24 protein-coding genes and 1 tRNA gene are annotated in these 26,719 nt (G+C 71.3%); 13 read left to right on the plus strand and 12 right to left on the minus strand.

The genetic code is table 11. The features are described from left to right. Positions 1-3 precede the first annotated feature (3 nt). On the minus strand, positions 4-1,614 hold the full coding sequence (locus ACFVTH_RS06655) for a radical SAM protein (RefSeq protein ID WP_387088075.1): 1,611 nt from the start codon (positions 1,612-1,614) through the stop codon (positions 4-6). A gap of 214 nt (positions 1,615-1,828) precedes the next feature. On the opposite strand from ACFVTH_RS06655, the gene ACFVTH_RS06660 reads away from it, so the two are divergent. The 10 genes from ACFVTH_RS06660 to fdxA are packed head-to-tail and all read left to right on the plus strand — an operon-like array spanning position 1,829 to position 11,884. Further along, complete coding sequence (locus ACFVTH_RS06660) at positions 1,829-3,577, plus strand: nitrite/sulfite reductase (protein WP_387088769.1); 1,749 nt, start codon at positions 1,829-1,831, stop codon at positions 3,575-3,577. Then, entirely contained in the window at positions 3,574-4,329 is a 756-nt protein-coding gene (locus ACFVTH_RS06665; RefSeq protein ID WP_387088079.1) for a phosphoadenylyl-sulfate reductase, read from the plus strand. Before ACFVTH_RS06660 ends, ACFVTH_RS06665 begins: the two co-directional genes overlap by 4 nt. Beyond that, positions 4,326-5,246: a sulfate adenylyltransferase subunit CysD gene (cysD, locus tag ACFVTH_RS06670; RefSeq protein WP_387088082.1), complete on the plus strand. Its 921-nt coding sequence runs from the start codon at positions 4,326-4,328 to the stop codon at positions 5,244-5,246. The genes ACFVTH_RS06665 and cysD overlap by 4 nt, the downstream gene beginning before the upstream one ends. After that, a complete protein-coding gene (locus tag ACFVTH_RS06675; protein WP_387088085.1) occupies positions 5,246-6,565 on the plus strand; it encodes a sulfate adenylyltransferase subunit 1 in 1,320 nt (439 codons plus the stop codon). The genes cysD and ACFVTH_RS06675 overlap by 1 nt, the downstream gene beginning before the upstream one ends. 31 nt (positions 6,566-6,596) lie before the next feature. Further along, complete coding sequence (locus tag ACFVTH_RS06680; RefSeq protein WP_387088088.1) at positions 6,597-7,688, plus strand: ABC transporter substrate-binding protein; 1,092 nt, start codon at positions 6,597-6,599, stop codon at positions 7,686-7,688. Positions 7,689-7,692: 4 nt separating this feature from the next. Continuing rightward, positions 7,693-8,436 (plus strand): ABC transporter ATP-binding protein, encoded by a 744-nt coding sequence (locus tag ACFVTH_RS06685; protein ID WP_387088091.1) that lies wholly within the window; start codon positions 7,693-7,695, stop codon positions 8,434-8,436. Next, entirely contained in the window at positions 8,426-9,349 is a 924-nt protein-coding gene (locus ACFVTH_RS06690) for an ABC transporter permease (RefSeq protein WP_387088093.1), read from the plus strand. Before ACFVTH_RS06685 ends, ACFVTH_RS06690 begins: the two co-directional genes overlap by 11 nt. Further along, on the plus strand, positions 9,346-10,116 hold the full coding sequence (cobA, locus tag ACFVTH_RS06695; protein ID WP_387088096.1) for a uroporphyrinogen-III C-methyltransferase: 771 nt from the start codon (positions 9,346-9,348) through the stop codon (positions 10,114-10,116). Before ACFVTH_RS06690 ends, cobA begins: the two co-directional genes overlap by 4 nt. After that, positions 10,113-11,546, plus strand: coding sequence for an FAD-dependent oxidoreductase (locus tag ACFVTH_RS06700; RefSeq protein WP_387088099.1), 1,434 nt, complete (start codon positions 10,113-10,115; stop codon positions 11,544-11,546). Before cobA ends, ACFVTH_RS06700 begins: the two co-directional genes overlap by 4 nt. Then, positions 11,543-11,884, plus strand: a complete 342-nt coding sequence (gene fdxA / locus ACFVTH_RS06705) for a ferredoxin (RefSeq protein ID WP_157423705.1) — start codon at positions 11,543-11,545, stop codon at positions 11,882-11,884. Before ACFVTH_RS06700 ends, fdxA begins: the two co-directional genes overlap by 4 nt. Before the next feature lie 195 nt (positions 11,885-12,079). Here fdxA and ACFVTH_RS06710 read toward each other — a convergent pair whose 3' ends face one another. Then, on the minus strand, positions 12,080-12,760 hold the full coding sequence (locus ACFVTH_RS06710) for a TetR/AcrR family transcriptional regulator (protein WP_387088102.1): 681 nt from the start codon (positions 12,758-12,760) through the stop codon (positions 12,080-12,082). A 65-nt stretch (positions 12,761-12,825) separates the two neighbouring features. Between ACFVTH_RS06710 and ACFVTH_RS06715 the strand changes: the two genes are divergently transcribed. Beyond that, positions 12,826-13,767 (plus strand): alpha/beta fold hydrolase, encoded by a 942-nt coding sequence (locus tag ACFVTH_RS06715; RefSeq protein WP_387088105.1) that lies wholly within the window; start codon positions 12,826-12,828, stop codon positions 13,765-13,767. Between the two features lie 159 nt (positions 13,768-13,926). Here the strand turns inward: ACFVTH_RS06715 and ACFVTH_RS06720 are convergent, their stop codons facing one another. Both ACFVTH_RS06720 and dcd read right to left on the minus strand, forming a co-directional pair. After that, a complete protein-coding gene (locus tag ACFVTH_RS06720; protein WP_387088108.1) occupies positions 13,927-14,562 on the minus strand; it encodes a hypothetical protein in 636 nt (211 codons plus the stop codon). A gap of 131 nt (positions 14,563-14,693) precedes the next feature. Continuing rightward, a complete protein-coding gene (gene dcd / locus ACFVTH_RS06725) occupies positions 14,694-15,299 on the minus strand; it encodes a dCTP deaminase (RefSeq protein WP_386941340.1) in 606 nt (201 codons plus the stop codon). A 101-nt stretch (positions 15,300-15,400) separates the two neighbouring features. Here dcd and ACFVTH_RS06730 point away from each other — a divergent pair. Next, positions 15,401-15,471, plus strand: a tRNA-Gly gene (locus ACFVTH_RS06730). Positions 15,472-15,542: 71 nt separating this feature from the next. Here ACFVTH_RS06730 and ACFVTH_RS06735 read toward each other — a convergent pair. The 5 genes from ACFVTH_RS06735 to ACFVTH_RS06755 form a co-directional block, all read right to left on the minus strand. Further along, complete coding sequence (locus tag ACFVTH_RS06735; RefSeq protein WP_387088110.1) at positions 15,543-15,923, minus strand: hypothetical protein; 381 nt, start codon at positions 15,921-15,923, stop codon at positions 15,543-15,545. Between the two features lie 65 nt (positions 15,924-15,988). After that, a complete protein-coding gene (locus ACFVTH_RS06740) occupies positions 15,989-17,398 on the minus strand; it encodes a UDP-glucose dehydrogenase family protein (protein ID WP_387088113.1) in 1,410 nt (469 codons plus the stop codon). 52 nt (positions 17,399-17,450) lie between these two features. Continuing rightward, positions 17,451-18,497, minus strand: a complete 1,047-nt coding sequence (locus ACFVTH_RS06745) for a right-handed parallel beta-helix repeat-containing protein (protein WP_387088116.1) — start codon at positions 18,495-18,497, stop codon at positions 17,451-17,453. Positions 18,498-18,538: 41 nt separating this feature from the next. After that, positions 18,539-20,353 carry a right-handed parallel beta-helix repeat-containing protein gene (locus ACFVTH_RS06750; RefSeq protein ID WP_387088119.1) on the minus strand — a complete coding sequence of 605 codons (1,815 nt, stop codon included), beginning with the start codon at positions 20,351-20,353 and terminating at the stop codon, positions 18,539-18,541. After that, on the minus strand, positions 20,350-21,723 hold the full coding sequence (locus tag ACFVTH_RS06755; protein ID WP_387088122.1) for a glycosyltransferase: 1,374 nt from the start codon (positions 21,721-21,723) through the stop codon (positions 20,350-20,352). Before ACFVTH_RS06755 ends, ACFVTH_RS06750 begins: the two co-directional genes overlap by 4 nt. 527 nt (positions 21,724-22,250) lie before the next feature. Between ACFVTH_RS06755 and ACFVTH_RS06760 the strand changes: the two genes are divergently transcribed. Beyond that, positions 22,251-22,562 (plus strand): hypothetical protein, encoded by a 312-nt coding sequence (locus tag ACFVTH_RS06760; RefSeq protein WP_387088128.1) that lies wholly within the window; start codon positions 22,251-22,253, stop codon positions 22,560-22,562. A gap of 335 nt (positions 22,563-22,897) precedes the next feature. Here ACFVTH_RS06760 and ACFVTH_RS06765 read toward each other — a convergent pair whose 3' ends face one another. From ACFVTH_RS06765 to ACFVTH_RS06775, 3 genes are read right to left on the minus strand one after another with little or no spacing between them, the layout of a single operon-like run. Then, positions 22,898-23,278, minus strand: coding sequence for a hypothetical protein (locus ACFVTH_RS06765; RefSeq protein ID WP_387088131.1), 381 nt, complete (start codon positions 23,276-23,278; stop codon positions 22,898-22,900). Between the two features lie 57 nt (positions 23,279-23,335). After that, complete coding sequence (locus ACFVTH_RS06770; protein WP_387088134.1) at positions 23,336-25,699, minus strand: glycoside hydrolase family 3 N-terminal domain-containing protein; 2,364 nt, start codon at positions 25,697-25,699, stop codon at positions 23,336-23,338. After that, on the minus strand, positions 25,696-26,718 hold the full coding sequence (locus tag ACFVTH_RS06775) for an ABC transporter permease (protein WP_387088136.1): 1,023 nt from the start codon (positions 26,716-26,718) through the stop codon (positions 25,696-25,698). The genes ACFVTH_RS06770 and ACFVTH_RS06775 overlap by 4 nt, the downstream gene beginning before the upstream one ends. Between the last annotated feature and the right edge of the window lies 1 nt (position 26,719).

Raw genomic sequence — 26,719 nt, forward strand, 5'->3', positions numbered from 1 at the left:
CCCCTACGCCACCGTCACCGGCAGCTCGCGCCGGCCGCCCGTGAGGGCCGCCTCGCCCGTCGCCGTCGAGATGCGGGTGCGCCCGAGCGGCGCCCACGCCTGCACCGCGCAGAACGGCGCGCACTGGTGAGCCGAGGTCTCGGCGTTGACGGTCGCGACGTGCACGCAGCACTGCGTGAGCCGCTCCTCGATCATCGTGTTGATGTCCATGAAGGGCTTCACGGTGATGCGCTTGACGCGTTCGCCGAGGAACCGCCGCAGCCGCTTGTGCTGGCCGGGCAGCGCCGAGGTCGCGAGCTGGGTGAGCGTGCCGATGCCGAGGTCGCAGCCCGTGCAGATGTCCTTCCAGAGCGTGCCGATCGACGGGTGCGAGAGCGACGACTGCTCGCTCAGGAGGTCGAGCAGCGACTGCTTGACGCTGTCTTTCAACGCCTGGTTGATGTTGCTGTCGGCGATGCGGTTCGCGATGAGGTCGGGGTTGAGGTCGAGGAACTCCTTCAAGCGGTCGTGCCCGACGAGCGCGGTGAGCGAGTTCCACGAACCCGAGTCGTCTTTCAGCAGGTAGCCGACCGAGCAGCAGTGCGGGTGGCTGCACGGCAGGGCGGTGAGGTCGCGCCAGGTGACCTCGCCGTCGGTCTGCGCCTCGAGCCGGGCGAGGACGCCCGTGTGCGTGAGCCGGTCGTTCGGGTCGATGCCCGCCGAGCGGCCCGAGCCGAACACGGGCTGGATGGTGACGCCGCCGACGAAGGGGGTCCGCATCGCACGGCGAATCACCGCGCCGATCTCGCCGTCGTTGACCCCGAGGGCCGCGGTCATCGTGAGGGTCGTGAAGACGCCCGCCTCCGACAGCCGCTCGAGCGCGCGGTCCTTGAAGCGGCGGATGTCGGCGCCGCGGTGGTACGCCGACGCCTGCGCGCTCTCCCCGTCGAACTGCAGGTAGACCTCGACGCGCTCGCGGTGCTTCTTGAGCGTCTCCACGAGGGCGTCGTCCTGCGCGATGCGGAGGCCGTTCGAGTTGAGCAGGATGCGCACGATGGGACGTGCGACGAGGTGGTCGAGCAACTGCTCGAGCCAGGGGTAGAGCGTCGGCTCGCCGCCCGAGAGCATGAGCACGTCGATGCGGTCGTTCTCGCGCGCGAGCTTCGCGTCGACCGAGGCGAGCACCTCGGCGAGCGGCGCGATCGCGGTGGCGGCGGGCCCCGACTCGGCGAAGCACGTCGGGCAGCGCAGGTTGCAGTGGTCGGTGAGGTCTTCGAGGAGGATGCACGTGTGCTGCGTCTGCATCTCGGGCAGCCCGTCCTCGTACGCCGAGGGCACGGGCTTGAAGTTGCCCGCGAGGTCGGGCGTGTGCACCTTCGTCGGCGCCGTCCACTGCTCGAGGTAGGTCAGGATCTCGGGCGACTCGTCGTACATCGTGCTCACGAGCCCGTGCGTCGGGCAGCCGCGGTCGAGCCACACCCGGCCGTCGCGGATCGCCAACCAGCCCGAGAGCCGGGCCACGTCGGCGAGCGGCCGCTCGGGATCCTCCTCGTGGCACCGCGGGCAGAACGCGTTCACGTAGCGGTGGATGCGGGAGTCCCGCAGGGGCATTCCGGTACCAGCGGCGGTCGGCATGCGCTCACGATAGCGGGCGGGATGCCTCGGGCGGGAGCCCCGCCCGCGAACCCGATGTCAAGCATGTGACGCAATGCGGCGCCGTGCGACCGCCGGTGACGCAACGTGACGGGGGCCGCCGTCACGAACGTGCCGCACGAGCATCCCTCGCCTAGCGTCGGCTCAGCGACGGGGCATCCGTCGTGATCCAGACCCCCGGGAGGCAGCCGTGACGCTGAGCGAGACGACCCGCGCGCCGCGTGCCGACGGCCGCGCCGAACGCCCCGCGCGCCCCGAGGGCCGGCCGGCCCGCCCCGGCGCGAACCGCCCCAACGGCCAGTGGAAGGTCGACGGCACCGAGCCCCTCAACGCCAACGAGCAGTGGAAGCAGGACGACGGCGGCCTCGCCGTCCGCGAGCGCATCGAGAACGTCTACGCGGCCGGCGGCTTCCAGAGCATCGACGGCACCGACCTCCACGGGCGCTTCCGCTGGTGGGGTCTCTACACGCAGCGCAAGCCCGGCATCGACGGCGGCAAGACCGCGACGCTCGAGCCGCACGAGCTCGAGGACGAGTTCTTCATGCTGCGGGTGCGCATCGACGGCGGCCAGCTCACGACCGAGCAGCTGCGCGTCATCGGCGAGATCTCGACCGAGTTCGCGCGCGACACCGCAGACCTCACCGACCGCCAGAACATCCAGCTGCACTGGATCCGCGTCGAGGACGTGCCCGAGATCTGGCGCCGCCTCGAGGCCGTCGACCTCTCGACGACCGAGGCCTGCGGCGACGTGCCCCGTGTCATCCTCGGCTCCCCCGTCGCGGGCATCGCCGCCGACGAGCTCATCGACCCGACGCCGCAGATCTTCGAGATCCAGCAGAAGTACATCGGCGACCCCGAGCTCGCCAACCTGCCGCGCAAGTTCAAGTCGGCGATCACCGGCCACCCCAGCCAGGACGTCGTGCACGAGATCAACGACGTCGCGTTCGTCGGCGTCGAGCACCCCGAGCTCGGCATCGGCTACGACGTGTGGGTCGGCGGCGGCCTCTCGACGAACGCGCACCTGGCGGTGCGGCTCGGCGCCTTCGTCACCCCCGACCGGGTCGCCGACGTCTGGTACGGCGTCACCGCGATCTTCCGCGACTACGGTTACCGACGCCTCCGCAACCGGGCGCGCCTGAAGTTCCTGGTCGCCGACTGGGGCGCCGAGAAGTTCCGCCAGGTGCTCGAGACCGAGTACCTCGACGCCCCGCTGCCCGACGGTCCCGCGGCTCCCAAGCCGCTCACCCAGGGCGACCACGTCGGCGTGCACCGCCAGCACGACGGCCGCTTCTACATCGGCGTCACGCCCTTCGTCGGCCGCATCTCGGGCACGACGCTCACCCGTCTCGCCGAGCTGCTCGAGCGCGTCGGCTCGGGGCGCCTGCGTACGACGCCGCACCAGAAGCTCGTGCTGCTCGACATCGAGGAGCAGCACGTCGAGCAGGTCGTCGCAGAGCTCGACGCACTCGGCCTGCAGGCCCGCCCGAGCCTGTTCCGCCGGGGCACCATCGCGTGCACCGGCATCGAGTTCTGCAAGCTCGCGATCGTCGAGACCAAGCAGACCGCGACCGAGGCCGTCATCGCCCTGGAGGAGCGCCTCGCCGGCATCGAGCTGCCGCACCCGATCAGCCTGCACGTCAACGGCTGCCCGAACTCGTGCGCCCGCATCCAGACCGCCGACATCGGCCTCAAGGGCCAGCTGCTGCCCGACGGCGACGGCGGCCAGACGCCGGGCTTCCAGGTGCACCTCGGCGGCGGACTCGCCTCGGCCACTCGCGAGGAGGCCGGCACCGGCCGCACGGTCCGCGGCCTCAAGGTCACCGCCGACGGCCTCGCCGACTACGTCGAGACCGTCGTGCGCCGCTTCCTCGCGCAGCGGGATGCCTCGGTCGACGAGACCTTCGCCGAATGGGCCCACCGCGCCGACGAGGACGAACTGCGATGAGCGCCCGCAACCTCGGCCCCACGACGACCTCCTCACGTGCGAAGCGCTCGCACGCCGAGCTGCGCGCCCTCGCCGAGGCGGGCAACGCCGAGCTCCGGAGCCTCGCCGACGGCGAGGCATCCGCCCACCAAGTCGTCGCCTGGGTGGCGCGTGAGTTCGCCGTGGATGCCGCGGCCGTCGCCTGCTCGATGGCCGATGCCGTGCTGCCGCACGTCGTCGCGCAGTCGCTGCCGGGGGTCGACGTGCTCTTCCTCGACACGGGGTACCACTTCCAGAAGACCATCGAGACGCGCGATCGCGTCGCCGCCTCGCTCGACGTGCGCATCGTCGACGTGCTGCCCGAGCTCACTGTCGCCGAACAGGATGCCAAGTACGGCAAGGACCTCTTCGCCCGCGACGCCGGCGCGTGCTGCGCGATGCGCAAGGTCGAGCCCCTGCAGCGTTCGCTCGCGGGCTACGAGCTCTGGTTCACGGGCGTACGCCGCGACGAGGCGCCCACCCGCACGAACACGCCCCTCGTCACGTGGGACGAGCGCAACGGCCTCGTGAAGGTCAATCCGCTCGCGGCATGGAGCTTCGACGACCTCATCGACTACGCCGGCGCGTTCGGCGTGACGGTGAACCCGCTGCTCAGCGAGGGCTACCCCTCGATCGGCTGCGAGCCGTGCACGAAGCCCGTCGCCGCGGGCGCAGACCCCCGATCCGGCCGCTGGTCGGGCCTCGACAAGACGGAATGCGGGTTGCACCTATGACCGACGTACTGACCGCCCCCGCGACGGCGCTCGACACGCTCGACCTGCTCGAGGCCGAGGCGATCCACATCATCCGGGAGGTCGTCGCCGAGTTCGAGCGGCCCGTGCTGCTCTTCTCCGGCGGCAAGGACTCGGTCGTCGTGCTGCACCTCGCGGCCAAGGCCTTCTGGCCGGGTCGCGTGCCGTTCCCGGTGCTGCACGTCGACACCGGCCACAACTTCCCCGAGGTGCTCGCCTTCCGCGATGCGACCGTCGAGCGACTCGGCCTGCGACTCGAGGTCGCGCTCGTGCAGGAGTACCTCGACGACGGCCGCCTGCAGGAGCGCGCCGACGGCACCCGCAACCCGCTGCAGACGCAGCCGCTGCTCGACGCGATCGCCGCGGGCAAGCACGACGCCGTCTTCGGCGGCGCCCGCCGCGACGAGGACAAGGCCCGCGCCAAGGAGCGCATCATCTCGCTGCGCGACGAGTTCGGCCAGTGGGACCCGCGCAACCAGCGCCCCGAGCTCTGGAGCCTCTACAACGGCCGGCACACCCCCGGCCAGCACGTGCGCGCCTTCCCGATCTCGAACTGGACCGAGCTCGACGTGTGGAGCTACATCGAGCGGGAGGGCATCGAGCTGCCGCCGCTCTACTACGCGCACGAGCGCGAGGTGTTCCGCCGCGACGGCATGTGGCGCGCGGTCGGCGAGGTCTCGCAGCCCCGCCCCGACGAGCAGGTCGAGCTGCGCACCGTCAGGTACCGCACGGTCGGCGACATGAGCTGCACCGGCGCGGTCGAATCGGATGCCGCGGACGTGACGGCCGTCGTGCGCGAGGTCGCGCAGTCGACCCTGACCGAGCGCGGCGCGACCCGGGCCGACGACCGCATCTCGGAGGCCGCCATGGAGGACCGCAAGAAGGACGGGTACTTCTGATGAGCGAGACGATCACGGCCCCGAGCACGCTCTTCCGCTTCGCGACGGCGGGCTCCGTCGACGACGGCAAGTCGACCCTCGTCGGCCGGCTGCTGCACGACTCGAAGGCGATCCTCGCCGACCAGCTCGAGGCCGTTGCCCGCACCTCGGCCGAGCGCGGCTTCGGCGCCGGCACGGGCTTCGACTTCGCGCTGCTCACCGACGGCCTGCGCGCCGAGCGCGAGCAGGGCATCACGATCGACGTCGCGTACCGCTACTTCTCGACGGGCGCGCGCAGCTTCATCCTCGCCGACTGCCCCGGCCACGTGCAGTACACGCGCAACATGGTCACGGGCGCGACGACGGCCGACGCCGTCGTCGTGCTCATCGATGCCCGCAAGGGCGTGCTCGAGCAGACCCGCAGGCATCTCTCGGTCGTCGCGCTGCTGCGCGTGCCGCACGTCATCGTCGCGGTCAACAAGATCGACCTCCTGGGCTACGACCGGGGCGCCTTTGAGGCGGTCGCGGCCGAGGTGCGCCGCGTCACCGGCGAGCTCGGCATCGACGGCGTGCACGTGCTGCCCGTCTCAGCCCTCGAGGGCGACAACATCGTCGACCGCTCGCCGAACACGGCGTGGTACGACGGGCCGGCCCTCCTCGAGCTGCTCGAGTCGCTGCCCTCGCACGACGAGCTCGACACCGAGTACGACCCGTTCCGCCTGCCCGTGCAGCTCGTGCTGCGCCCGCAGGGCGGCCTCGCGCCCGAGGTCGCAGGCGACCCCGAGCGGGCCGAGTCGTTCCGCGACTACCGGGCCTTCGCCGGTCGAATCGGCTCGGGGCGCGTGCGCGTCGGCGACCGGGTCACGGTGTTCCCCGCGGGCATCGAGACCACCGTCACGGGCATCGACCAGGCCGGGGCATCCCTCGACGAGGCGGTCGCACCCCAATCGGTCGCCCTGCGCCTCGCCGACGAGATCGACGCCGCCCGTGGTGCGGTCATCGCGGCCGCGGGCACCCTGCCCGAGGCACGGCGGGAGTTCGAGGCCGAGCTGTTCCAGCTCGACCCTCGCGCCCTCGCCCCCGGCACCCGCGTGCTCGTGAAGCACGGCACCACGACCGTGCAGGGGCTCGTGGCCTCCATCGACGCGAAGCGCGACCTCGACACCCTCGAGCACGTGCCCGCGACCTCGCTCGAGGTGAACGACATCGGACGGGCGACGATCCGCGTCGCCGCCGACCTCCCCCTCGAGCCGTACGGCGAGAACCGGCACGCCGGGTCCTTCCTCGTCATCCATCCGTCCGACGGCCGCACCCTGGCCGCCGGCATCACCGAACAGTAGGCACCAACCGATCCGTAAGGAGGCGACAACCGTGAACAGCACCACCAGCACCATCAGCAAGGCCCTGACGATCACCGCACTTGGAGTGGCGGCGATGATGCTCGCCGGTTGCTCCGCCGCCGCGGGCGCGTCTCCGAACGACGAGGCGGAGGCGAGCACCTCGCCCGCCGCCGAGCTCCGACTCGGCTACTTCGCGAACGTCACCCACGCGCCCGCCATCGTCGGGCTCGAGGAGGGGCTGCTGCAGGACGCGCTCGGCGACACCGAGCTCACCACCTCGGTGTTCAACGCCGGTCCCGCCGCGATCGAGGCGCTCTCGGCCGGCGCGATCGACGCGACGTACATCGGCCCGAACCCGTCGATCAACACCTTCATCCAGTCGGGCGGCCAGTCGGCGCACATCGTCGCGGGTGCCGCGACCGGCGGCGCCGCGCTCGTCGTGCGCGACGGCATCGACACGATCGACGACCTCGAGGGCACCACCCTCGCCACGCCCCAGCTCGGCAACACGCAGGACGTCGCGCTGCGCGCCTGGCTCGCCGACGAGGGCTTCGAGACCGACACGCAGGGCGGCGGCGACGTGCACATCACGCCGACCGAGAACGCGCAGACGCTCACCCTGTTCCAGCAGGGCGAGCTCGACGGCGCGTGGCTGCCCGAGCCCTGGGTATCGCGGCTCATCGTCGACGCGGGCGCGCACGTGCTCGTCGACGAGGCGGAGCTGTGGGACGACGGCGCCTTCCCGACGACGGTGCTGCTCGTGCGGGCCGAGTTCCTCGCCGAGCACCCCGAGACGGTGAAGGCGCTCCTCGAGGGGCACGAGGCATCCGTCGCCTGGCTCGCCGACAACCCCGATGAAGCCGCCGGCGTGATCAACGCGGGCATCGAGGCCGAGACGGGCAAGCCGCTCGCCGACGCGGTCATCGACCGCGCCCTCGAGCACGTCGTCTTCTCGGTCGACCCGCACGCCGAGACGTTCGCCGACCTCGTCGCGAACGGCCTCGAGGCCGGCACCCAGAAGGACGGCTCGATCGACGGGCTGTTCGACCTCCGCATCCTGAACGAGCTGCGCGAGGAGGCCGGCGAGGAGCCCGTCTCCTCGGGCGGCCTCGGCGAGGAGTAGTCGCATGAGCGGGCAGGCGGCCATCCGCATCGAGCACCTCGGCAAGCGCTTCGGCGCCGGCCCGATCGTGCTCGACGACGTGAACCTCGACGTCGCGGCGGGTGAGTTCGTCTGCCTGCTCGGCGCCTCGGGCTGCGGCAAGTCGACGCTGCTGAACCTCATCGCCGGGCTCGACAGGCCGACGACCGGCAGCATCACGACGCCGCCCGAGGGCGCCGCCGTGATGTTCCAGGAGTCGGCGCTCATGCCGTGGCTCACCGCCGCGCAGAACGTCGAGCTCGCGCTCCGCCTCCGCGGGGTCGGGCGCGCCGAGCGCAGGGCGCAGGCGCTCGAGCTGCTCGCGACCGTCAACCTCGCGGATGCCTCGGCGAAGCGCCCCCACGAGCTCTCGGGCGGCATGCGCCAGCGCGTCGCACTCGCCCGCGCCCTCGCGCAGGACCGCCCCGTGCTGCTGATGGACGAGCCGTTCGCCTCGCTCGACGCGATCACGCGGGACCTGCTGCACGAGGAGCTCGAGCGCGTCTGGCGCCTGACCGGTCGCACCATCGTCTTCGTCACGCACAACGTGCGCGAGGCGGCGCGGCTCGGGCAGCGCATCGTGCTGCTCTCGAGCCGGCCCGGCCGGGTCGCCGGCGAGTGGCGCATCGACGCCGCCGAGGGCCGGCGCATCGAATCGCCCGAGGTGGCGGCGCTCTCCGTCGAGATCACCGCCGAGCTGCGGAAGGAGATCCGCCGAAATGCCGCATGACACCTCCCTCCTCGACCTGCCCGGCGCCCGCGAGGGCGCGCCGTCCCGGCACGACGAGCTCCGCGCGCTGGAGGCCGGCCTCGACCGCCTCCAGACCGACGCCGACGAACGCCCCGGCCCCTGGAAGGTCTTCACGCGCAGCGTGCTGCCGCCCATCCTCTTCGTCGTCGTGCTCATCGTCGCGTGGCAGCTCTACGTCGTCATCGCGCAGCCGCGACCCGACATCGTGCCGGGACCGCTCGACGTCGCCGCGGCGCTCGGGCAGGCCTGGGAGTCGGGCCGCCTGCAGCTCGCCGTGGCGACGAGCCTCGAGCGCGGCGTCTTCGGCTTCGTCATCGCCGTCGTCGTCGGCACCCCGCTCGGACTCCTGCTCGCCGAAGTGAAGCCGCTGCGCCGCGCCGTCGGCCCGATCATCTCGGGCCTGCAGGTGCTGCCCTCGGTCGCCTGGGTGCCCGCCGCCATCCTCTGGTTCGGGCTCAGCGACGCGACCGTCTACTTCGTGGTGCTGATGGGCGCCGTGCCCTCGATCGTGAACGGACTGATCTCGGGCGTCGAGCAGGTGCCGCCGCAACTGCGGCGGGTGGGCACGGTGCTCGGCGCAGGACCGGGACGCCTCGCGACGCTCGTCGTGCTGCCCGCCGCACTCCCCGGCTACGTCGCGGGGCTCAAGCAGGGCTGGGCGTTCTCGTGGCGCTCCCTCATGGCCGCCGAGATCATCGCGATGGGCGGCACGATCGGCTTCGGGCTCGGGTCGATGCTCGACCAGAGCCGCGAGCTCGCCGACATCTCCGCCGTGCTCGCGACGATCCTCGTGATCCTCGCCATCGGCATCCTCATCGAGCTCGTGTTCTTCGCGCCCCTCGAGCGCCGGATGCTCCGCCGCCGGGGCCTGCTGCAGGGAGCCTCACGATGACCGTCGGACACGTCACCCTCGTCGGCGCCGGACCGGGCGACGCCGGGCTGCTCACCATCCGCGGGCTGCGCGCGCTCGAGGCGGCCGACGTGGTCGTCGCCGACCGGCTCGGCGCCAGGGGCGTGCTCGACGGCCTCGCGGCGGACGGCGTCGAGCTGCGCGCCGAGGTCGTCGACGTCGGCAAGCAGCCCGGCCACCACGCCGTGCCGCAGGACGCGATCAACGCGCTGCTCGTGTCGCTCGCCCGCGACGGCAAGCGGGTCGTGCGGCTGAAGGGCGGCGACCCGTTCATCTTCGGCCGTGGCGGCGAGGAGCTCGCCTTCTGCCGCGACGCCGGCATCGCCGTCGAGGTGGTGCCCGGCATCACCAGCGCGATCTCGGTGCCCGCGATCGCGGGCATCCCGCTGACCCACCGCGGCCTCGCGACGACGTTCACGGTCGTCACCGGGCACGAGCAGATCCGGGCGCTCGGCGGCGGTCGCGACCACACCGTCGTGCTGCTCATGGGCATCGGCACCCTCGCGAACTCGGCGATCACCCTCGCCCGCGGCGAGCGCGGGGGCGAATGCCCAGTCGCGATCGTCGAAGATGGATACGGCGAGAACCAGCGCGTCACCATCGGCACGCTCGACTCGATCGCACTGCAGGCGGCACGCCGTGGCATCCGCTCGCCCGCAGTGGTCGTCGTCGGCGACGTCGTGACCCTGAGCCCGTACGCGCCCGAGGCGCTCTCCCCCAGCACAACTCGAAAGGCATCGCAGCAATGACCCGTTCCCTCCGCGTCGCGATCGTGGGCGCCGGCCCCGCCGGCATCTACGCCGGCAACATCCTCCGCCGCCAGGTCGCAGAACAGGGCGGCGAGGTCGCGATCGACCTCTTCGAGTCGCTGCCGGCCCCCTACGGGCTGATCCGCTACGGCGTCGCCCCCGACCACCCCCGTATCAAGGGCATCGTCAACTCGCTGCACGAGATGCTCGACGCGGGCGACATCCGACTCATCGGCAACGTCGAGGTCGGTCGCGACCTCGAGGTCGGCGAGCTGGCCGAACGCTACGACGCGGTGATCTTCGCGACGGGCGCGCTGCGCGACGCCCCCCTCGCCATTCCGGGCATCGAGCTGCCCGGCTCGTACGGCGCCGCCGACTTCGTCGCCTGGTACGACGGCCACCCCGACGTGCCGCGCACCTGGCCGCTCGAGGCGCAGTCGATCGCGGTCATCGGCAACGGCAACGTCGCGCTCGACGTCGCGCGGGTGCTCGCGAAGCACCCGAAGGACCTGCTCTCCACGGATGTCCCGGCCAACGTCGTCGCCGGCCTCGAGGCCTCGCCCGTGACCGACGTGCACGTCTTCGGACGCCGCGGCCCCGGACACGTGAAGTTCACGCCGATCGAGCTGCGGGAGCTCGGCGAGGTGCCCGACGTCGACATCGTGGTCTACGACGCCGACTTCGAGCGTGCGGAGGGCGACGCCCACGCCGAGGCGCTGCACGCCTCGAACAACCAGGTCAAGGTCATGACCCGCACGCTCAACGGCTGGCGCACCTCGCCCGGCTCGACCGGCCAGGGCACGGCGTCGCGCCGCCTGCACCTGCACTTCCTGCACGCCCCGGTCGAGATCTCGGGCGACGGGCGGGTCGAGAACATCCGCTTCGAGCTCACCCGACCGGTCGGCGACGGCACGGTCGAGGGCACCGGCGAGTTCGTCGACTACCCCGTGCAGGCGGTCTACCGCGCGGTCGGCTACGCGAGCTCGCCGATCCGCGACGTGCCCTTCGACGAGAAGGCCGCGGTCATCCCCAACGAGGGCGGCCGGGTGCTGGATGCCTCGGGCGCACCGATTCCCGGAATCTACGCGACCGGCTGGATCAAGCGCGGCCCCGTCGGCCTCATCGGCCACACCAAGGGCGACGCGCTCGAGACGATCACGAACCTCGTCGCCGACGCGAACGACGGCGTGCTCACCGCGCCCGTGGTCGACGCGGCCGACGGCGAGGAGATCTTCGAACTGCTCGCCGCGCGCGGCGTCGAGTACACGACCTGGCAGGGGTGGCTCGGACTCGACGCGCACGAGCGCGGTCTCGGCGAGGCGTTCGAGGCGCCCGAGCAGTACGCGGGCGTCGTGCGCGAGCGCGTCAAGGTCGTGCCCCGCGAGGAGCAGGTGTCGATCTCGCGCGACGGCGCGCTCGCACTCTCGTGACGTACGTCATCGCGCTGCCCTGCGTCGATGTGAAGGACCGGGCGTGCATCGACGAGTGCCCGGTCGACTGCATCTACGAGGGCGAGCGCTCGCTGTACATCCACCCCGACGAGTGCGTCGACTGCGGGGCGTGCGAGCCCGTGTGCCCCGTCGAGGCGATCTACTACGAGGACGACCTGCCCGACGAGTGGGCCGACTACTACAAGGCGAACGTCGAGTTCTTCGAGGTGACCCCCGGCGGCGTGCCGCCGCTCGGCTCGCCCGGCGGCGCGGCGAAGACGGGTGCGCTCGCATACGACCACCCGCTCGTGGCGGCGCTCGCGCCCCAGGGCGAGTAGCCCCGGTCGGCGCGCCCGAGCGGCGCCCCCACCCGAGCGACGCCCCGCCCGAGCGGCGCCCGGCCCGAGCGGCGCCCCCACCGTTTCAGGAAATGGTCCGCTCCTCAGGACCGATTCACTCGAATCGTCCTGCGCAGCGCACCTTCTCCTGAAAGCCGATCCGCGCTCGCGCGTCGCCCGCAGGCGCTTCCCACGTCAGCGCAGCGCGGCGCCCGGCTCGAGCACGAGATCGGCGACCTCGGCCGGCGCGCCGAGCGCGACCAGTCGCGCGCGGAACGCGCGCCGGGCGCGTACGTACGGCTCGTCGGAATCTCGGATCACGGCGAGCTGGTTCATCCATTCGAAGATGCCCTGCACCTCGAAGGCGAACTGCTCGGCACCGTCGACGTCGACGACGCCGTCGAGCTCGCCGGCCGCGGCGGCGTAGCCGACCGAGACGGCGAGGTAGCCGAGCCACTCGTCGAGCTGCCCGGTGATCGCGTCGCGGACGACGCCGGGCTTGGCGTGGAAGTCGGCGGCCGCAGCCGAGAAGAAGCAGCCGCCGGGGAACACGCGCTCCTGGGAGTAGGCGACGACGCGGTCGAGCAGTGCGACGACACGGGCGAGTCCGCGGGGCTTCACCCGGGCAGGCTCGATGACGGTGGCGGTGAAGCGGTCGCGCGCGGCGTCGACGGCGGCGAGCTGCAGTCGCTCCTTGCTGCCGAAGAGGGTGGCGATGCTCGATTTGCTGACGTTCGCGGCGATCGCGATGCGCCCGATCGAGAGCTGGTCGAGCCCTTCGATCGAGGCGAGGTCGACCGCATGACCGAGCACGACTCGCCGCGAGGCGTCGCCTCGCGCGCGTCGTCCGTCCAGTGCGGTCTCGATGCGGCTCACGCTCTCGATTTTACGCACGATCGTGCGTATAGTTGGCGTACGATCGTTCGTATTTATTGATTCGGATGCCACGACGACCCCGCCCGGAGGACACCATGCACCCCGCCGTCATCGCCGCCGTCGCTGCGGCGCGCACCGCCGACCGCGTCTCGCCGAGGCTCGCCGCCCGTCTCGCGCTGCCCCTCTTCCGCCAGGCCGGGCCAGCCCTCGCCGTCCGCGAGCACGACCGTGCCGTTCACGAGAGCGCCCGTCGTTCGACCATCACGGTGCGCGGGCGGCGCGTGGCGGTCTCCGAATGGGGCACCGGCGCCGACGTCGTGCTGCTCGCACACGGCTGGCGCGGCCGCGCCTCGCAGTTCGCCCCCGTCGTGCGCGAACTTCGCGCGGAGGGCTACCGGCTCGTCGCCTTCGACGCGCCCGCGAACGGCGACTCGGGCGGGCGGCGCACCGACATCCGCGACTGGCTCGCCGCGATCGAGCTGCTGCAGGCGCAGCACGGGCGCTTCCATACGATCATCGGGCACTCCTTCGGCGCCCTCGCCGCACTCACGGCCGTCCACGAGGGCACGGCGACCGGCGGCGTCGTCGCGATCGCCGGCGTCTCGCGGGCGAAGTACCTCATCGACGCCTTCGCCGAGCGGCTCGAGCTGTCGGAGGCGGCGAAGGGCGCCCTGCGGCGGGACTTCGTACGCGGAGTCTTCCCTCAGGCGGCCGAGGAATCCGTCTGGGAGCGCTTCGACGCGGCCGCGCGACCGCTGCCCGGCGACGTGCCCCTGCTGCTCGTGCACGACGCGGCAGACCGCGAAGTGCTCGCGAGCGAGTCGCACCGCCTGCATGCCGCCCACGGCGAGCGCAGCCGGCTCGTCGTGACCCGCGGCTCGGGTCACGTACGGGTGCTGGGCGCCGACCCGACGCTCGACGCGATCGACGCGTTCGTGTCGGGCGGGCTCGCCGGGGTCGACGAGAGCGGACTCGGGCACCAGGCACGCGCCGACACCCCGGCCTGAGGCGTTCCGGCACCCGCAACGCCGCCGAACGGCGGAGCCTGCGGCCCTCGCGCCCCCGTGCCCCGGTGCCCTCGTGCCCCCGGGACGAGCGACGGGGCCCGGCACTCGGTCGGGCCTGTCACCGTCGCAGGTCTGGGCACGCGCGCTCGGCGATCTGCGTCAGCGCACCCGACCCTCGCCCGGCCCGTTGCCGCGCGGACGCTCCTGGAGCCGCGGGTCGGTCACAGGCTCGTCGCCGACGCGCTCATCGGTCACGCGATCGTCGCCCACGCGCTCATCTGCGAGGCGGGTGTCGGTCACCTGGTCGTCGCCCACGCGGTCTCCGGCCACGCGGTCGTCGGTCACCCGACCGTCGCCCAGCCGACCGTCGTGCACGCGCTCGCCGCTCGCCGTCGCCGCGGTGACCCGGTCGCGGTTCCCGTCGCGGTCGGCGTCGACGTCGGGGTCGACGTGATCGGCCTTCCTCAGGCGCTCGTCGGCCTCGGCGCGGAGCTCCTGGGCGGCGGACTGCCGCTCGGCGCTCTCCCGCGCCAGGCGCTCGGACTCGAGCCGGGCCTCGGCCGCAGCGGCCTCGGCCTGCTTCGCATCGGCCGCCGCGAGCGCGGCGTCGGCATCGCGCCGGCGCGCGGCCGCGTCGGTCTCCGCGGCGCTCTGCCGCAGCTCGGCCGCCTTGCGGCGGGCCGCTTCGGCCTGTGCCTGCTGGCGCCGCCGGTTGGTGGCCAGCACGACGATGACGACGATCGCGATGACGACGACGATTCCGACGATGATCCAGATGATGGTGCTGGTGTCCACGGGTGATCAGCCTCCTCGGCTCGATGACCCCATCGAACCCCGAGGAGCGCTGAAGGGCAACGCCCTTGCGCATCGCACCGAAGTGCGGAATGATCCGGCGCGCCGAGGCCCGGGAGAGCGCGTGAGCGGCGCTACTCGCCCTTCGCGCCGGCGTCGGTGACGCTCACGTCGCTGCGGTGGAAGTTGTGGAACGAGCGCGACGCCGTCGGCCCCCGCTGGCCCTGGTATCGGCTCGAGTAGTCGGCCGAGCCGTAGGGCTTCTCAGCGGGCGACGACAGGCGGAAGAAGCACATCTGCCCGATCTTCATGCCCGGCCACAGCTTGATCGGCAGGGTCGCCACGTTGCTGAGCTCGAGCGTGACGTGCCCGGTGAACCCCGGGTCGATGAAGCCGGCCGTCGAGTGCGTGAGCAGGCCGAGGCGACCGAGCGAGCTCTTGCCCTCGAGCCGCGCGGCGACGTCGTCGGGCAGGGTGACGGCCTCGAAGGTCGAGGCGAGCACGAACTCGCCCGGGTGCAGGATGAACGCCTCGTCGGGCTTCACCTCGATGAGGTGAGTCAGCTCGGGCTGGTCTTCGGCCGGATCGATGAAGGGGTACTTGTGGTTGTCGAACAGCCGGAAGTAGCGGTCGAGCCGCACGTCGACGCTCGACGGCTGCAGCATCGAGGCATCGGACGGCTCGAGCCTGATGCGCTGGAGGTCGAGTTCGGCCCTGATGTCACGATCCGAGAGAAGCACCCGCCCAGCCTACCGAGCGCCGACGATCGGGGTCATCGAGTAGCGAAGCGCATCGAGACCCTTGCTACGATGGTCACCGCTGCACCCTTCGGATGCCGCATGCCGATGTAGTTCAATGGTAGAACTTCTGCTTCCCAAGCAGACAGCGCGGGTTCGATTCCCGTCATCGGCTCCGATCAGGCTTCACCGCAGCTCGACCGGCTCAGGTCGATGTTCTTGCGGGTCGAGACCCCACGTCCCCGGCTACTGCGCCGGTGCCGCGACCTCCTGCACGTCGGCGCCGACGGTGACGGGCTGATCGGGCAGCGTCGCGATCGGCGACGTGTCGAGGTGCTCGGGCGTGAGCTGCACCCCACCCGTCGAGTTGGCCGACTGCATCAGCTCGTTGACCCACTGGGAGTTCAGCTCGGGCCGCTCGGGCTCGTCGAACACGAAGCGGACGGGGATCGAGGGGTGGAGCCAGATCGTCGAGCGACCGCGAGGCTGGTCCTCGGGATGCTGCCACGAGAGCGTGAAGCTCTCGCCGCGGCGCAGCTTCGTGACGAGCGCGACCTTCAGGTGCGACAGCGTGCGGTCCTCGATGCCGATCGGCGTCTGCGAATCGCCGTAGTAGAGCGTGCCCATGCGCGAGATTGTAGGCCGAATCGGCCGGCTCGAGCCAGAGCCTCGAGGACCGACCGACCGGCGCCTCAGTTCACAGCTTGGGCTTCACGCGTGATCATGCCGACCGGCTCGGTGGGCTGCCCGAGTGCACGGAAGATCCAGCCCGCCTCCCGGTACGCGTCGGCGTCGAGGGCGTGGCGCCCGTCGACGATACGGCGTGCGTTGACGAGCGCGCCGAGCTCGTTCGGGTCGGCCCGACCGAACTCGTCCCATTCGGTGAGGAGGGCGACGACGTCGGCCTTCGTCACGGCTTCCGCCAGCGATCCGGCGTAGTCGAGGTCGGGATAGGTGCGATGGGCGTTCTCGTTGGCTTCCGGGTCGTAGACGACGACATCCGCCCCCTCGAGCGCGAGCATGCGGGCGACGTCGAGCGCCGGGGCGTCGCGGACGTCGTCGGAGTTCGGCTTGAATGCGGCGCCGAGCGCGGCGACCCGGGCCCCGTGCAGGTCACCGCCGGCGAGGTCTCGGACGAGGTCGACGAATCGGAACCTGCGGCGCGTGTTGATGTCGTCGATCTCGTGCAGGAAGGCGACCGCTCGGCCGACGCCGAGCTCTTCGGCACGATGTGCGAACGCCCGGAGGTCCTTCGGGAGGCACCCCCCGCCGAACCCGAGGCCCGGCTTCAGGAACTTGCCTCCGATGCGCTCGTCGTGCGAGAGCGCCTCGGCGAGCCGGTCGACGTCGGCACCGGTCGCCTCGCAGACCTCCGCCATCGCATTGATGTACGAGATCTTCGTGGCCAGGAACGAGTTGGCCGCGACCTTGACGAGTTCGGCCGTGGCGAGGTCGGCCACGACGAGCGGGGTCCCGCGTCGCAGCATCGGGGCGTAGACCGCCCTGAGCTGGCGCTCGGCCCAGCCCGACGCGACGCCGAAGACCAGGCGGTCGGGATGCAGGGTGTCGTCGACCGCGAAGCCCTCGCGGAGGAACTCGGGGTTCCAGGCGAGCTCGAGGGCCTCTCCGATCGGCGATCGGGTGTTGACCATCGCGGTGAGGCGTTCGGCGGTCCCGATCGGCACGGTGGACTTGCCGACGAGGAGTGCCTTGCGGCGGGCGCGGGAGGCGAGTGCCTCGAACGCGCGCTCGACGAAGGTCAGGTCGGCGGCGTCGGAGTCGATCGACTGGGGTGTTCCGACGCAGATGAAGTGGACGTCGCCGAAGCGTACCGCCGCGTCGAGGTCGGTCGTGAAGGCCAGCCGGCCCGTGCGGAGCACTTCGCTGAGCTTCTCCTGCAGGCCGGGTTCGAAGAAGGGCACACGACCGGATGACAGCTCCTGGATCTTCTGCTGGTCGACGTCGACGCCGAGCACCTCGAACCCCAATGCGGCCATGCAGACGGCGTGGGTGGCGCCGAGGTATCCGACGCCGAGCACGGTGATCCTCGGATGCTCGGCGATGGGGTCGAGCTCGGTCTCGGGACTTCGGGTGGTGAACATGCGTGCCTCCTCGGGTGGGTGTGCCGGTCGTGCTCCTCGATCTGCGTGAGGGTCATTCCTTCCGGCAATCGACGTTGCTGAGTTCGGCGCCGGGGCCCGACACCGTGTTGTCGCAGGTGAGGACGTTGGCGCGCTCGGGCTGCAACGAGAAGCCCAGTCCGGAGCCCGCGAGATTCGCGGCATTCCCGCGGAAGACGTTCTCGGTTCCCCATCCGTCGACGATCTCCTGGCTCTGGAATCCATCGCCCGGCGACTGTTCGACGGTGTTGCCCTCGATGAGCCAGCCGTTGCCCTTCACGTCGACCGGGGAGTCGGCTTCGGCGATCGCCGCGCCGTCGAGATCGTTGTCTCGGAGGATGCCGTCGGAGGTGCCCTCCTTGATGTCGACGCTCTCCGCGGTGGTGGCGGAGATGTCGTTGCCCTCGATCAGGTTCCGATCGCTGGAATCGGGCTCGCATCGGCTGATCTCGCACCAGTTCGACTCGGCGCTGCCGATGTAGATCCCCTCCCCGAACTTTGGCTTCCGCAGGCCGGTATCGCTGATCGTGTTGTCCAGCACCTGGTTGTCGCTGCTTCCGGCGCGCAGGTGGATGGCCTCGTCGCCGATGCCGGAGACCTCGAGGCCGCGGATGACCGAGTCGGTGGTGGCATCCGCCATCACGCCCTTCTGGCCGTTCTGCACGCTGAAGCCGTCGAGGACCCAATGGGCGGCGCCGTCGAGGTGGACGACGTACCCGTCGTCGGTCGACGCGCCGTCGAGGATGCTGTCCGAGGTGCCGCACAGGGTGATGGGGGCGTTCGGCTCCCCGTCGGCGGTCATGCGGAAGCGGCCTTCGTAGCGGCCCGGCGCGAGCGCGATGACCTCGCCGGGGCGTGCTTCGGCGAGCGCGCGGCGAAGCTCGTCTTCGTCGCTGACGTTGACGGTCGCATCGGCGCACGCCGCGTCGCTGCCCCCGGGCGTCGCCGAACCGTTCACAGGGTTTCCGGCCTCGCCCGCTGCGTCCCGACCGACGACCGCCCATCCGAGCGCGATCGCGGCAGCGATGATCACCGCGACGACGACGGCAGCCGTCGCGACCAGCGCGAGCCGGCCGCACACGGGTGCCTTCCTCGCAGGAGTGCGAGCCGTTCGCGTGCGGTTCATCGGGCCCTTCCCCTCAGGTCCTCGACCGAGACGATTCCGGCCGTGATCTGCGTGAGCGGCCGGCGTTCGGCCTCGCGGTCCGCGCGGCCGCGATACTGACGGAACCCGGCGACGATCGTCAGCAGGAGGAGCGCGCCGAGCGCGACCCAGACGATCGTCAGCGGTTGCGCGATGGCACGGACGACGGAGTTCGGCGTGACTCGTTGCTCCCACCGGTCGACGTCGTTGCGAGCGAAGTACCCACCGGTCGCCGCGTCGTGGAACGGTGCGCTGCCGTCCCCGGCGACCGTGTTGCCGGTCACCCGGACACCGGTCGCCTTCCCGGCCAAGGCGACCGCGTGATTCGTGATGCCGGAGAACTCGTTGTCCTCGATCACGGCCGAGGCGTCCTCCACGCGGATACCGGTGTCGACCGAGTCGATGCGGTTGTCATGGATGCGGCCCTCGACCCCTCCGCGGACGGCGATCGCCTGCCTGGATTGCCCGGAGAACCGATTCGCGCCGATGTCGACTCGCGAGGAGCCGTGATCGACGGCGATCCCGACCACGTTCCCGCTGAGCTCCGAGTCGAGGAGCGCGATGCCGTCGCCGCCGTCGACCCTGATGCCGTAACCGGCGTTGTTCGCGACAGTGCTGGTCTGCAGGCGGATCTCACCGGATTCGACCGCGGGAGCGCCCGATGCGCTCGGGCCCGGAGCCAGGGCACGTGCATCGATGGACATGCCGTTCCGCCCGTTCGTCGAGGCCGTGACCCGCTCCAGCGCGATCCCCGAACAGGAGCGCTCGATCACGAGTCCGTCGACCGCGTTGCCGGTCGACTCGGTCGACTCGACCGTCGTCTCGGTGACGGAGCGGTTGAGGACGATGCCGTCCACGAGGCTGCCCTGGACGCGCAGCCCGGTGATCGCGAGCTTCGTCGCCCTGGAGACGAAGAGCCCGAACGCGTTCCCGGTGAGGCCGACGTCGGCGAGGCTGCCGCTCACCGCGCCGGGAGGCGCCGCCCCGTCGGTCAGCGCTGCGAGGTCTTCGGCGGAGAGCAGCGGTGTCGCCGACGGCTCGCCGCCTGCGGTGGCCGGATCACCGGCCGGGAAGGAGTCGGTTCCGGTGAGCGCGAGTCCGCCGGTCTCACCGCTCCAGAATCCGAGATCCCGGAATGACGCACCGTGCAGCTCGACGGTCCCCCCGACGACACGGAGGTAGGCGCGCCCGTCCGAGGTCGTCGTGTCCGGTGCTCCCGTCGCCGGATCGAGACTCGTGACGGCGACCGGGGCGTCGGCGGCTCCTGCGGCGGTGAGCGCGCCGCCGAGCGTGATGATCGAGACGAACCGGTCGGGCGCGCTGAGCATCGAGACGGCCCGGCCGTCGGCGCCCAGGTCGAGGTCGGCGCCGGCGAGCGCCACGATGTGCTCCTCCACGCGGACGGATCCCTCTTCGGCGGTGACGCTCGACGGGGAGAGCATGGCGAGCTCGGGCAACGTGTACGGGACGTCACGCGGCGGCAGCACGAGCGTCGGGACCGGCGTCGTCGGCACCCGGTAGGGCCCGTCGAGCCAAGTCATCCTCGAGGGCGCCGTCGCCGCGGCGCGCCGGACGAGGTCGAGCCGGCCGCGTTCCGCTGCGACCAGCGACGGCTCGCGCTCGGGGTCGCCCGGGTATGCGCGCCCCTGGATCGGATCGTCGGATGCCACCCCGTATCCCCCGACCGGGTCGCGCCCGCCGGGGTCGTTGAACGCGATGCCCGCGGCGATCGCCACGGCGACGACGAGCAGGCCGAGGGCGATGGTCGCCAGGAACTCGCGGAGCACGCTCATCGTCCGACCCCCTCGCCCACGGGCTCCAGGCGGTCGGGCTTCGCAAGCGGCTCGATCGAGTCAGCGGCCTGCCCGTCGCCCCCGAACTGCCCGGCGCGCCGGGTGAGCCAGCCCTGCTTGTTCATCGTGACGAACGCCAGCAGCTTGATGGGCAACGCGATGAAGATCACGGTGACCGCCAGGAGCGGAAGGATCACGAGATCCTTCGGGTTCCGCTTCAGGTGGGAGAAGCCGCGGATGCCTCGCCCGACCAGCAGCCACGATGCTGCGGCCGCGACGCCCAACGGGGTCGGTTCGAGCCTGGCGAACAGGAGGTAGAAGAGCGTCATGCCCATGGTCACGGGCGTCAGGATGATCTGCAGCACGGTCACCTGCGTCACGAACGGCACTCGCCACAACCACCCCTTGGCGACCGCGGTGAGGTAGCAGCGGTACGAGTTCCTGCTCCACCGGACGCGCTGGCGGACGAAGGCCCGCATGGTGTCGGGGAACATCGACAGCGCGCGAGCGCTCGATTGATGCACCGTCTTCCACCCCGACGCGATGACGAGCCAGGTGAGGCGGCCGTCGTCGCCGGCGATGCAGCGCCGACCGAGGAAGAACTCGTTCTCGAGCGACTCCAGCACCGGCACGACCGCGATCCGGCGGTAGACGGCGGTGCGGCCCGACAGGCAGGGAACGGCCCCGGCCCGCCCCATCGCCGGCACGTAGTCGTAGTAGCGCAGGTCGACCAGCCAATCGGCGATCCTGCGCCAGACGCTGCTGCCGCGACGGTAGACGTTCTGGTGCGTGCCGACGCCGCCGACCTCGGGATCGACGAAGGGCATCTGGACGTTGCGGAGCAGGCCCTCGGTCCATCGGGTGTCGGAGTCGGTGAGCACGAGCAGCTCGTGCCTGGCCAGGCGGATTCCCGCGCCGAGCGCCGAACGCTTGCCGACGTGGTGGAAGAGGATCGGCCTCACCCGCGGGTCGCCGAGCGCCACGATGCGGTCGTACGCCTCGAGGTCGTCGACGTCGAGCACGATGATGATCTCGTCGGGCTGTTGCGACCGCCAGGACTGGAGGCACTCCATCAGGATGTCGGGGTCCTCGTGGAAGGAGGGCACGACGACCGAGGTGCTCGCGCGGTGGTCGCTCAGAATCGGGCGGGCCCGACGCGAGAGCACGAATCGGTAGAGCCAGAGCGCCCACACGATGGTTCCCGCGATGGCGACGGGGAAGTACGGCGCGAGCGAGTCGAAGAAGTCGCCGATGGCGCCCCAGTCGATCGCCGAAGCGAACTGCTCGAGCCAGTCCACCAGGTCGTCGATGCCGGACGCGCCACTGGCTCGATCCAACGGGGTGATCGGTTCTTCGACGATGTTCGTCACGGGGTTCCTCGCCTCCCGGGTAAGCGGTCGGATCGTCGATCCGGTCGCGGTTGGGCGTGAAGCTGGTCGTCGGGGTCGCATCGGGTTTCGGGTTTCGACGCGACACCGAACAAGTCGTCAACGCTAGGTCGGTAGGGAGCCCTGCGGCAGGGGGGTTGAGGGGATCGCGGCGGCGACGTACCCTCGCGGCGCGCTTCAGCACGTGATGTCATTCGCGACCGAGGTGCTCCCAGACGGATTCCCACGCTGACCGGCCCGATTCACTCGTCTTCACGGTGGTACGGACGAGACTGGCCACCCGGGGACGGTTCGGGGGTCGCGTCAGGGGCACGCGAGATCGCGCCCGAGCGACTGGAAGCCGGGTGGCAACGTACTGGGACATGCTGGGAAACGGGGACGAGTCTCGTCCTTCCGGGAGTTCCGCGAATCCGGTGGCGCAGCGAACGGAGCGATCGCGATTTCGCGAACAGGATCGAACCTTCGCAACCCCCTCGCGTCCGGGGACGAGCGCGACGAGTATTTGCCTCATGGAAGCCCACCCCACCAACCACAGCGAGAACTCCGAGGAGATCACCCAACCCGTGTACCGGGTGAACTTCTGGGTGCAGCCGGCAGGACTCGGCTGGAACCTGGAGGCCTGGTATCTGACCGACTGCCCCTCCGTGCACGAAGCGATCGAGTGGGCGGACACCAACGCCCACTCGCGCCCGTACGAGCTCTTCGCCGAGAGTTCCGAGAACGGGCACAGCGAGCCGCGCACGGCGCCATTGGTTCGCCTCTCGGGGCAGAATCCCAATGACGGACCGCCCGCCTTCTCCATCGTCAAGGGCCTCGACTGATCGGCAGGCCCGCTACGTCCGCGCGCCGAGGAAGTGCGTCTCCTCACCTCGGCGCCGTCGCCTGACCGTTGTCAAGGGGGTGCCCGAACGCGCGCCGCTGGGGTTTGCTTGTCCCTGTCGGGCGGCGGGGGTAGTCCCGACGGCAGGCTGGTCGAGACCCGGCCGCAGCCCCCTCGGTTGCGGAACCTCCCAGGGCGAGGTCACGGCCAGCCTGTCTCGGCATCGACGCCGCCCGGCGGCCTTCCACCGACATCGACCTGGGCATCCCGACCGGCGGGCTGACCGGGGTCCGCGGTCCCCCACAGACCGCTGCGACCCGGCCAGCCCGCCCCGGGTCACTTCGAGGGCGGGTCGACCTCCTGCACGTCGGCGCCGACGCGCACCGGCTGGTCGGGCAGCGTCTCGATCGGCGAGGTGTCGAGCTGCTCGGGGATGAGCTGCACCCCGCCCGTCGAGTTCGCGGAGCGCATCAGGTCGTTGATCCACTTGCTGCTCAGTTCGGGGCGCTCGGGCTCGTCGAACACGAAGCGGAGCGGGATCGCGGGGTGGAGCCAGATCGTCGAGCGCCCGCGGGGCTCGTCGTCGGGATGCTTCCACGAGAGGGTGAAGCTCTCGCCGCGACGGAGCTTCGTGATGAGTGCGACCTTCAGGTGCGCGAGCGCTCGATCCTCAATGCCGATCGGCGTCTGCGAGTCGCCGTAGTACAGCGTGCCCATACGCCTGAGGCTACGCCCCGAACGGGCGAATGCACCCGTTCGGGGAAAGATCGTCGCTCACTCGACGACGGTGAATCCCGCCCGCAGCAACCGCTCCGCCCGCGACGACGGGCCGACGAGCAGCTCGAAGTCGCCGGGCTCGACCAGGCGCTCGCCACGGGCGTTCACGATCGAGCACTCCGCGACCGGGAGCTCGATCGCCACGGTCGCCGTGGCGCCGGGCTCGAGGTCGACCTGCCGGAACGTCTTCAGCTCCTTCTCGGCCCAGCTCACCGAGGTGACGGTGTCGCTCACGTACGCCTGCACGGTCTCACGGCTCGGCCGCGCACCCGTGTTGCGCAGCGTGATCGTTGCGCGCACCACGTCGCCCGCCCCGAGTTCGGCCGACTCGAGCACCAGGTCCGAGTACTCGACCTCGGTGTACGAACGCCCCTCGCCGAACGCCCACGCAGGCGACTGCGTCAGGTCGGCGTAGCGGGTGCCGTGCTGCCCGCGGACCTGGTTGTAGTAGGTGGGCTGCTGGCCGACGTGACGGGCGAAGGAGATCGGCAGGCGGCCGCTCGGCTCGACGAGGCCGAGTGCGAGCTCGGCGATCGCGCGCCCGCCCTCCATACCCGGCGACGCCGCCCAGATGATCGCCGACGCCCGGTGCGCCGACGGCGGCAGCACGAGCGGCTTCGAGGCGAGCAGCACGACGACGAACGGGGTGCCCGTCTCGGCGAGCGCGTCGAGCAGGGCGACCTGGCCGCCGATGAGCTCGAGCGTCGCGGTCGAGCGGCCTTCGCCGACGAGCTCGATCACGTCGCCGACGACCGCCACGACCACGTCGGCCGCGCGCGCCTGCTCGACCGCCTCGGCGATCATCGCCTCGTCGGGGGCCGACGGCACCACGATCTGCGGACGGGGCTGGCCGTCGGGGAACGTCGCCCCCGCCGGATCCTGCTCGAGGGTCAGCACATCGGCGCCGCGGGCGTGCGTGATCGTCCAGTCGCGGGGCGCGAAGCGCCGGAACCCGTCGAGCACGGTCGTGATCATGTCGCGCGGCTGGCCGTCGAGCCATCCGGCCTGGCCCGAGCTGCCCGCCCAGTCGCCGAGCTGCGTCTGCGCGTCGTCGGCGAGCGGCCCGACGACCGCGATTCTGCGCGCGGCACCCGACTCCCCGACCATGGGTGCCGATCCGGCACGAGCGCGCCCCGTGGCATCCGCCTCGAAGCCGCCGTCGAGCGGAAGCAGGCCGTCGTTCTCGAGCAGCACGAGCGAGCGGCGGGTGAGCTCGAGGTTGAGGGCGCGGTGGTCGGGCGTCGCGATCTCGGTCGCGATGCGCTCGCGGTCGGGGTGGCGCGGGTCCTCGAAGAGGCCGAGCTCGAACTTGAGCGTGAGGATGCGGGCGACGGCCGCGTCGAGCTCGGACTCGGCGAGGAGGCCCTGCTCGATCGCGTCGAGCGCGCCGCGGTAGAACCCGGGGGTGGTCATGATCATGTCGTTGCCCGCCTTGACCGTCGCCGCCGAGGCGTGGGCGTAGTCGGGCTGGATCTGCTGCTCCCAGACCATCCGGCCGACGTTGTCCCAGTCGGTGATGAGGGTGCCCGTGTAGCCCCACTCGCCGCGCAGCACGTCGGTGAGCAGCCATTCGTTGAGCGTGATCGGCACGCCGTCGGTGGTCTGGTAGCCGAGCATGAAGGTGCGGCAGCCCTCGCGGGCGACGCGCTCGAACGGCGGCAGGAACCACGACCGCAGCTTGCGCGGCGACAGGTCGGCCTCGCTCGCGTCGCGGCCGCCCTGCGTCTCGGAGTACCCGGCGAAGTGCTTCGCCGTCGCGAGGATGGCGCGGCGGTCGTCGAGCCCGTCGCCCTGGTAGCCGCGCACCATCGCCGAGGCGAGCTCGCCGATGAGGTGCGGGTCCTCGCCGAAGGTCTCGTCGACGCGGCCCCAGCGCAGGTCGCGGCTGATGCAGAGCACCGGCGAGAAGGTCCAGTGGATGCCCGTCGCCGCGACCTCGACGGCCGTCGCCCTGGCGGCGCGCTCGACGAGCTCGGCGTTCCAGGTGCCGGCCATGCCCAGCTGCGTCGGGAAGATCGTGGCGCCCTCCCAGAAGGAGTGCCCGTGGATGCAGTCCTCGCCGACGAGCAGCGGGATGCCGAGGCGCGTCTGCGCGGTGAGCTCGTGCGCGCGGTCGAGCCGCTCGGGAGAGGCATGCAGGATCGAGCCGACGTGCTTGCCGAGCACGAGGTCGTCGAGGTCGTCGCGGGCGTCGAGCTGCAGCATCTGCCCGACCTTCTCCTCGACGGTCATGCGGGCGACGAGGTCGGCGACGCGCTCGGCGATCGGCAGCGCCGGGTCGCGGAAGGCGGGAGCCGGGTCGAGCAGGGGCAGGGCGGTCACGGGGTCGGTGCTCCTCGATGGTGCGTCGGTGCTGGTCATGAGATGGTCGCCTCCGAGGCATCCCTCGTCGCCGCCGGTGCACGCACCGCGGTGACCGCGCTCGTGGCGCTCAGCCCCTGCTTGCGCAGCGCGCGGGCGCGCTCGCCCGCCGAGCGCAGGCGCGGGTTGACGTACTCGTCGATGCCGAAGTTGACGAGCGCGAGGGCGGTGCCGAGCAGGGCGATGCAGAGGCCCGCGGGCACGTACCACCACCAGTAGTCGGGGAAGGCGCCGTTCTGCTGCGCCCAGAACAGGATCGTGCCCCAGTTGAGGTTCGTGATCGGGATGACGCCGATGAACGCGAGCGTCGTGAGCCCGAGCACCGCGGCGGTCACCGTGCCGACGAAGCTCGAGGCGATGATCGCCATGAGGTTCGGCAGCATCTCGACCGCGATGACCCGCCAGAGCGGCTCGCCGTTGGCACGGGCCGCCTGCACGAAGTCGCGACTGCGCAGCGACATCGTCTGCGCCCTGAGCACCCGGCCTCCCCACGCCCAGCCGGTGATCGCGAGCACCGCCGAGATGAGCAGCAGGCTCGGGTTCTCGTACTGCGAGGCGATGATGATCATGAGCGGCAGGCCGGGGATGACGAGGAACACGTTCGTGAGCATCGACAGCGACTCGCTGCGCCAGCCCCCGAGCATGCCCGAGGTCACGCCGACGATGATCGCGATCAGGGTCGCGATGACGCCCGCGAGGAACCCGACGACGAGCACGCCGCGGGTGCCGTAGATGATCTGGCTCAGCACGTCCTCGCCCATGTGCGTCGTGCCCAGCCAGTGGGCGGGCGAGGGCGGCTGCTTGAGGGCCGTGTAGTCCTTCTCGAGCGGGCCGTACGGGGCGATGAGGTCGCCGAACACGGCGAGCACGGTGAAGAAGCCGAGGATGGCGAGGCCGGTGAGCGACTTGCCGTTGCGGAACATCGAGAACGAGGCGCCCATGCGCTTCCACATGTTGCGGCCGGGGCGCGAGCCCTCGGGGGCGGACTCGCGCAGCGCGGTCGTCGTGGGGATCGTCATG

It is taken from the genome of Agromyces sp. NPDC058104 (genome assembly GCF_042884835.1).
In the GTDB taxonomy this organism is placed as follows: Bacteria; Actinomycetota; Actinomycetes; order Actinomycetales; family Microbacteriaceae; genus Agromyces.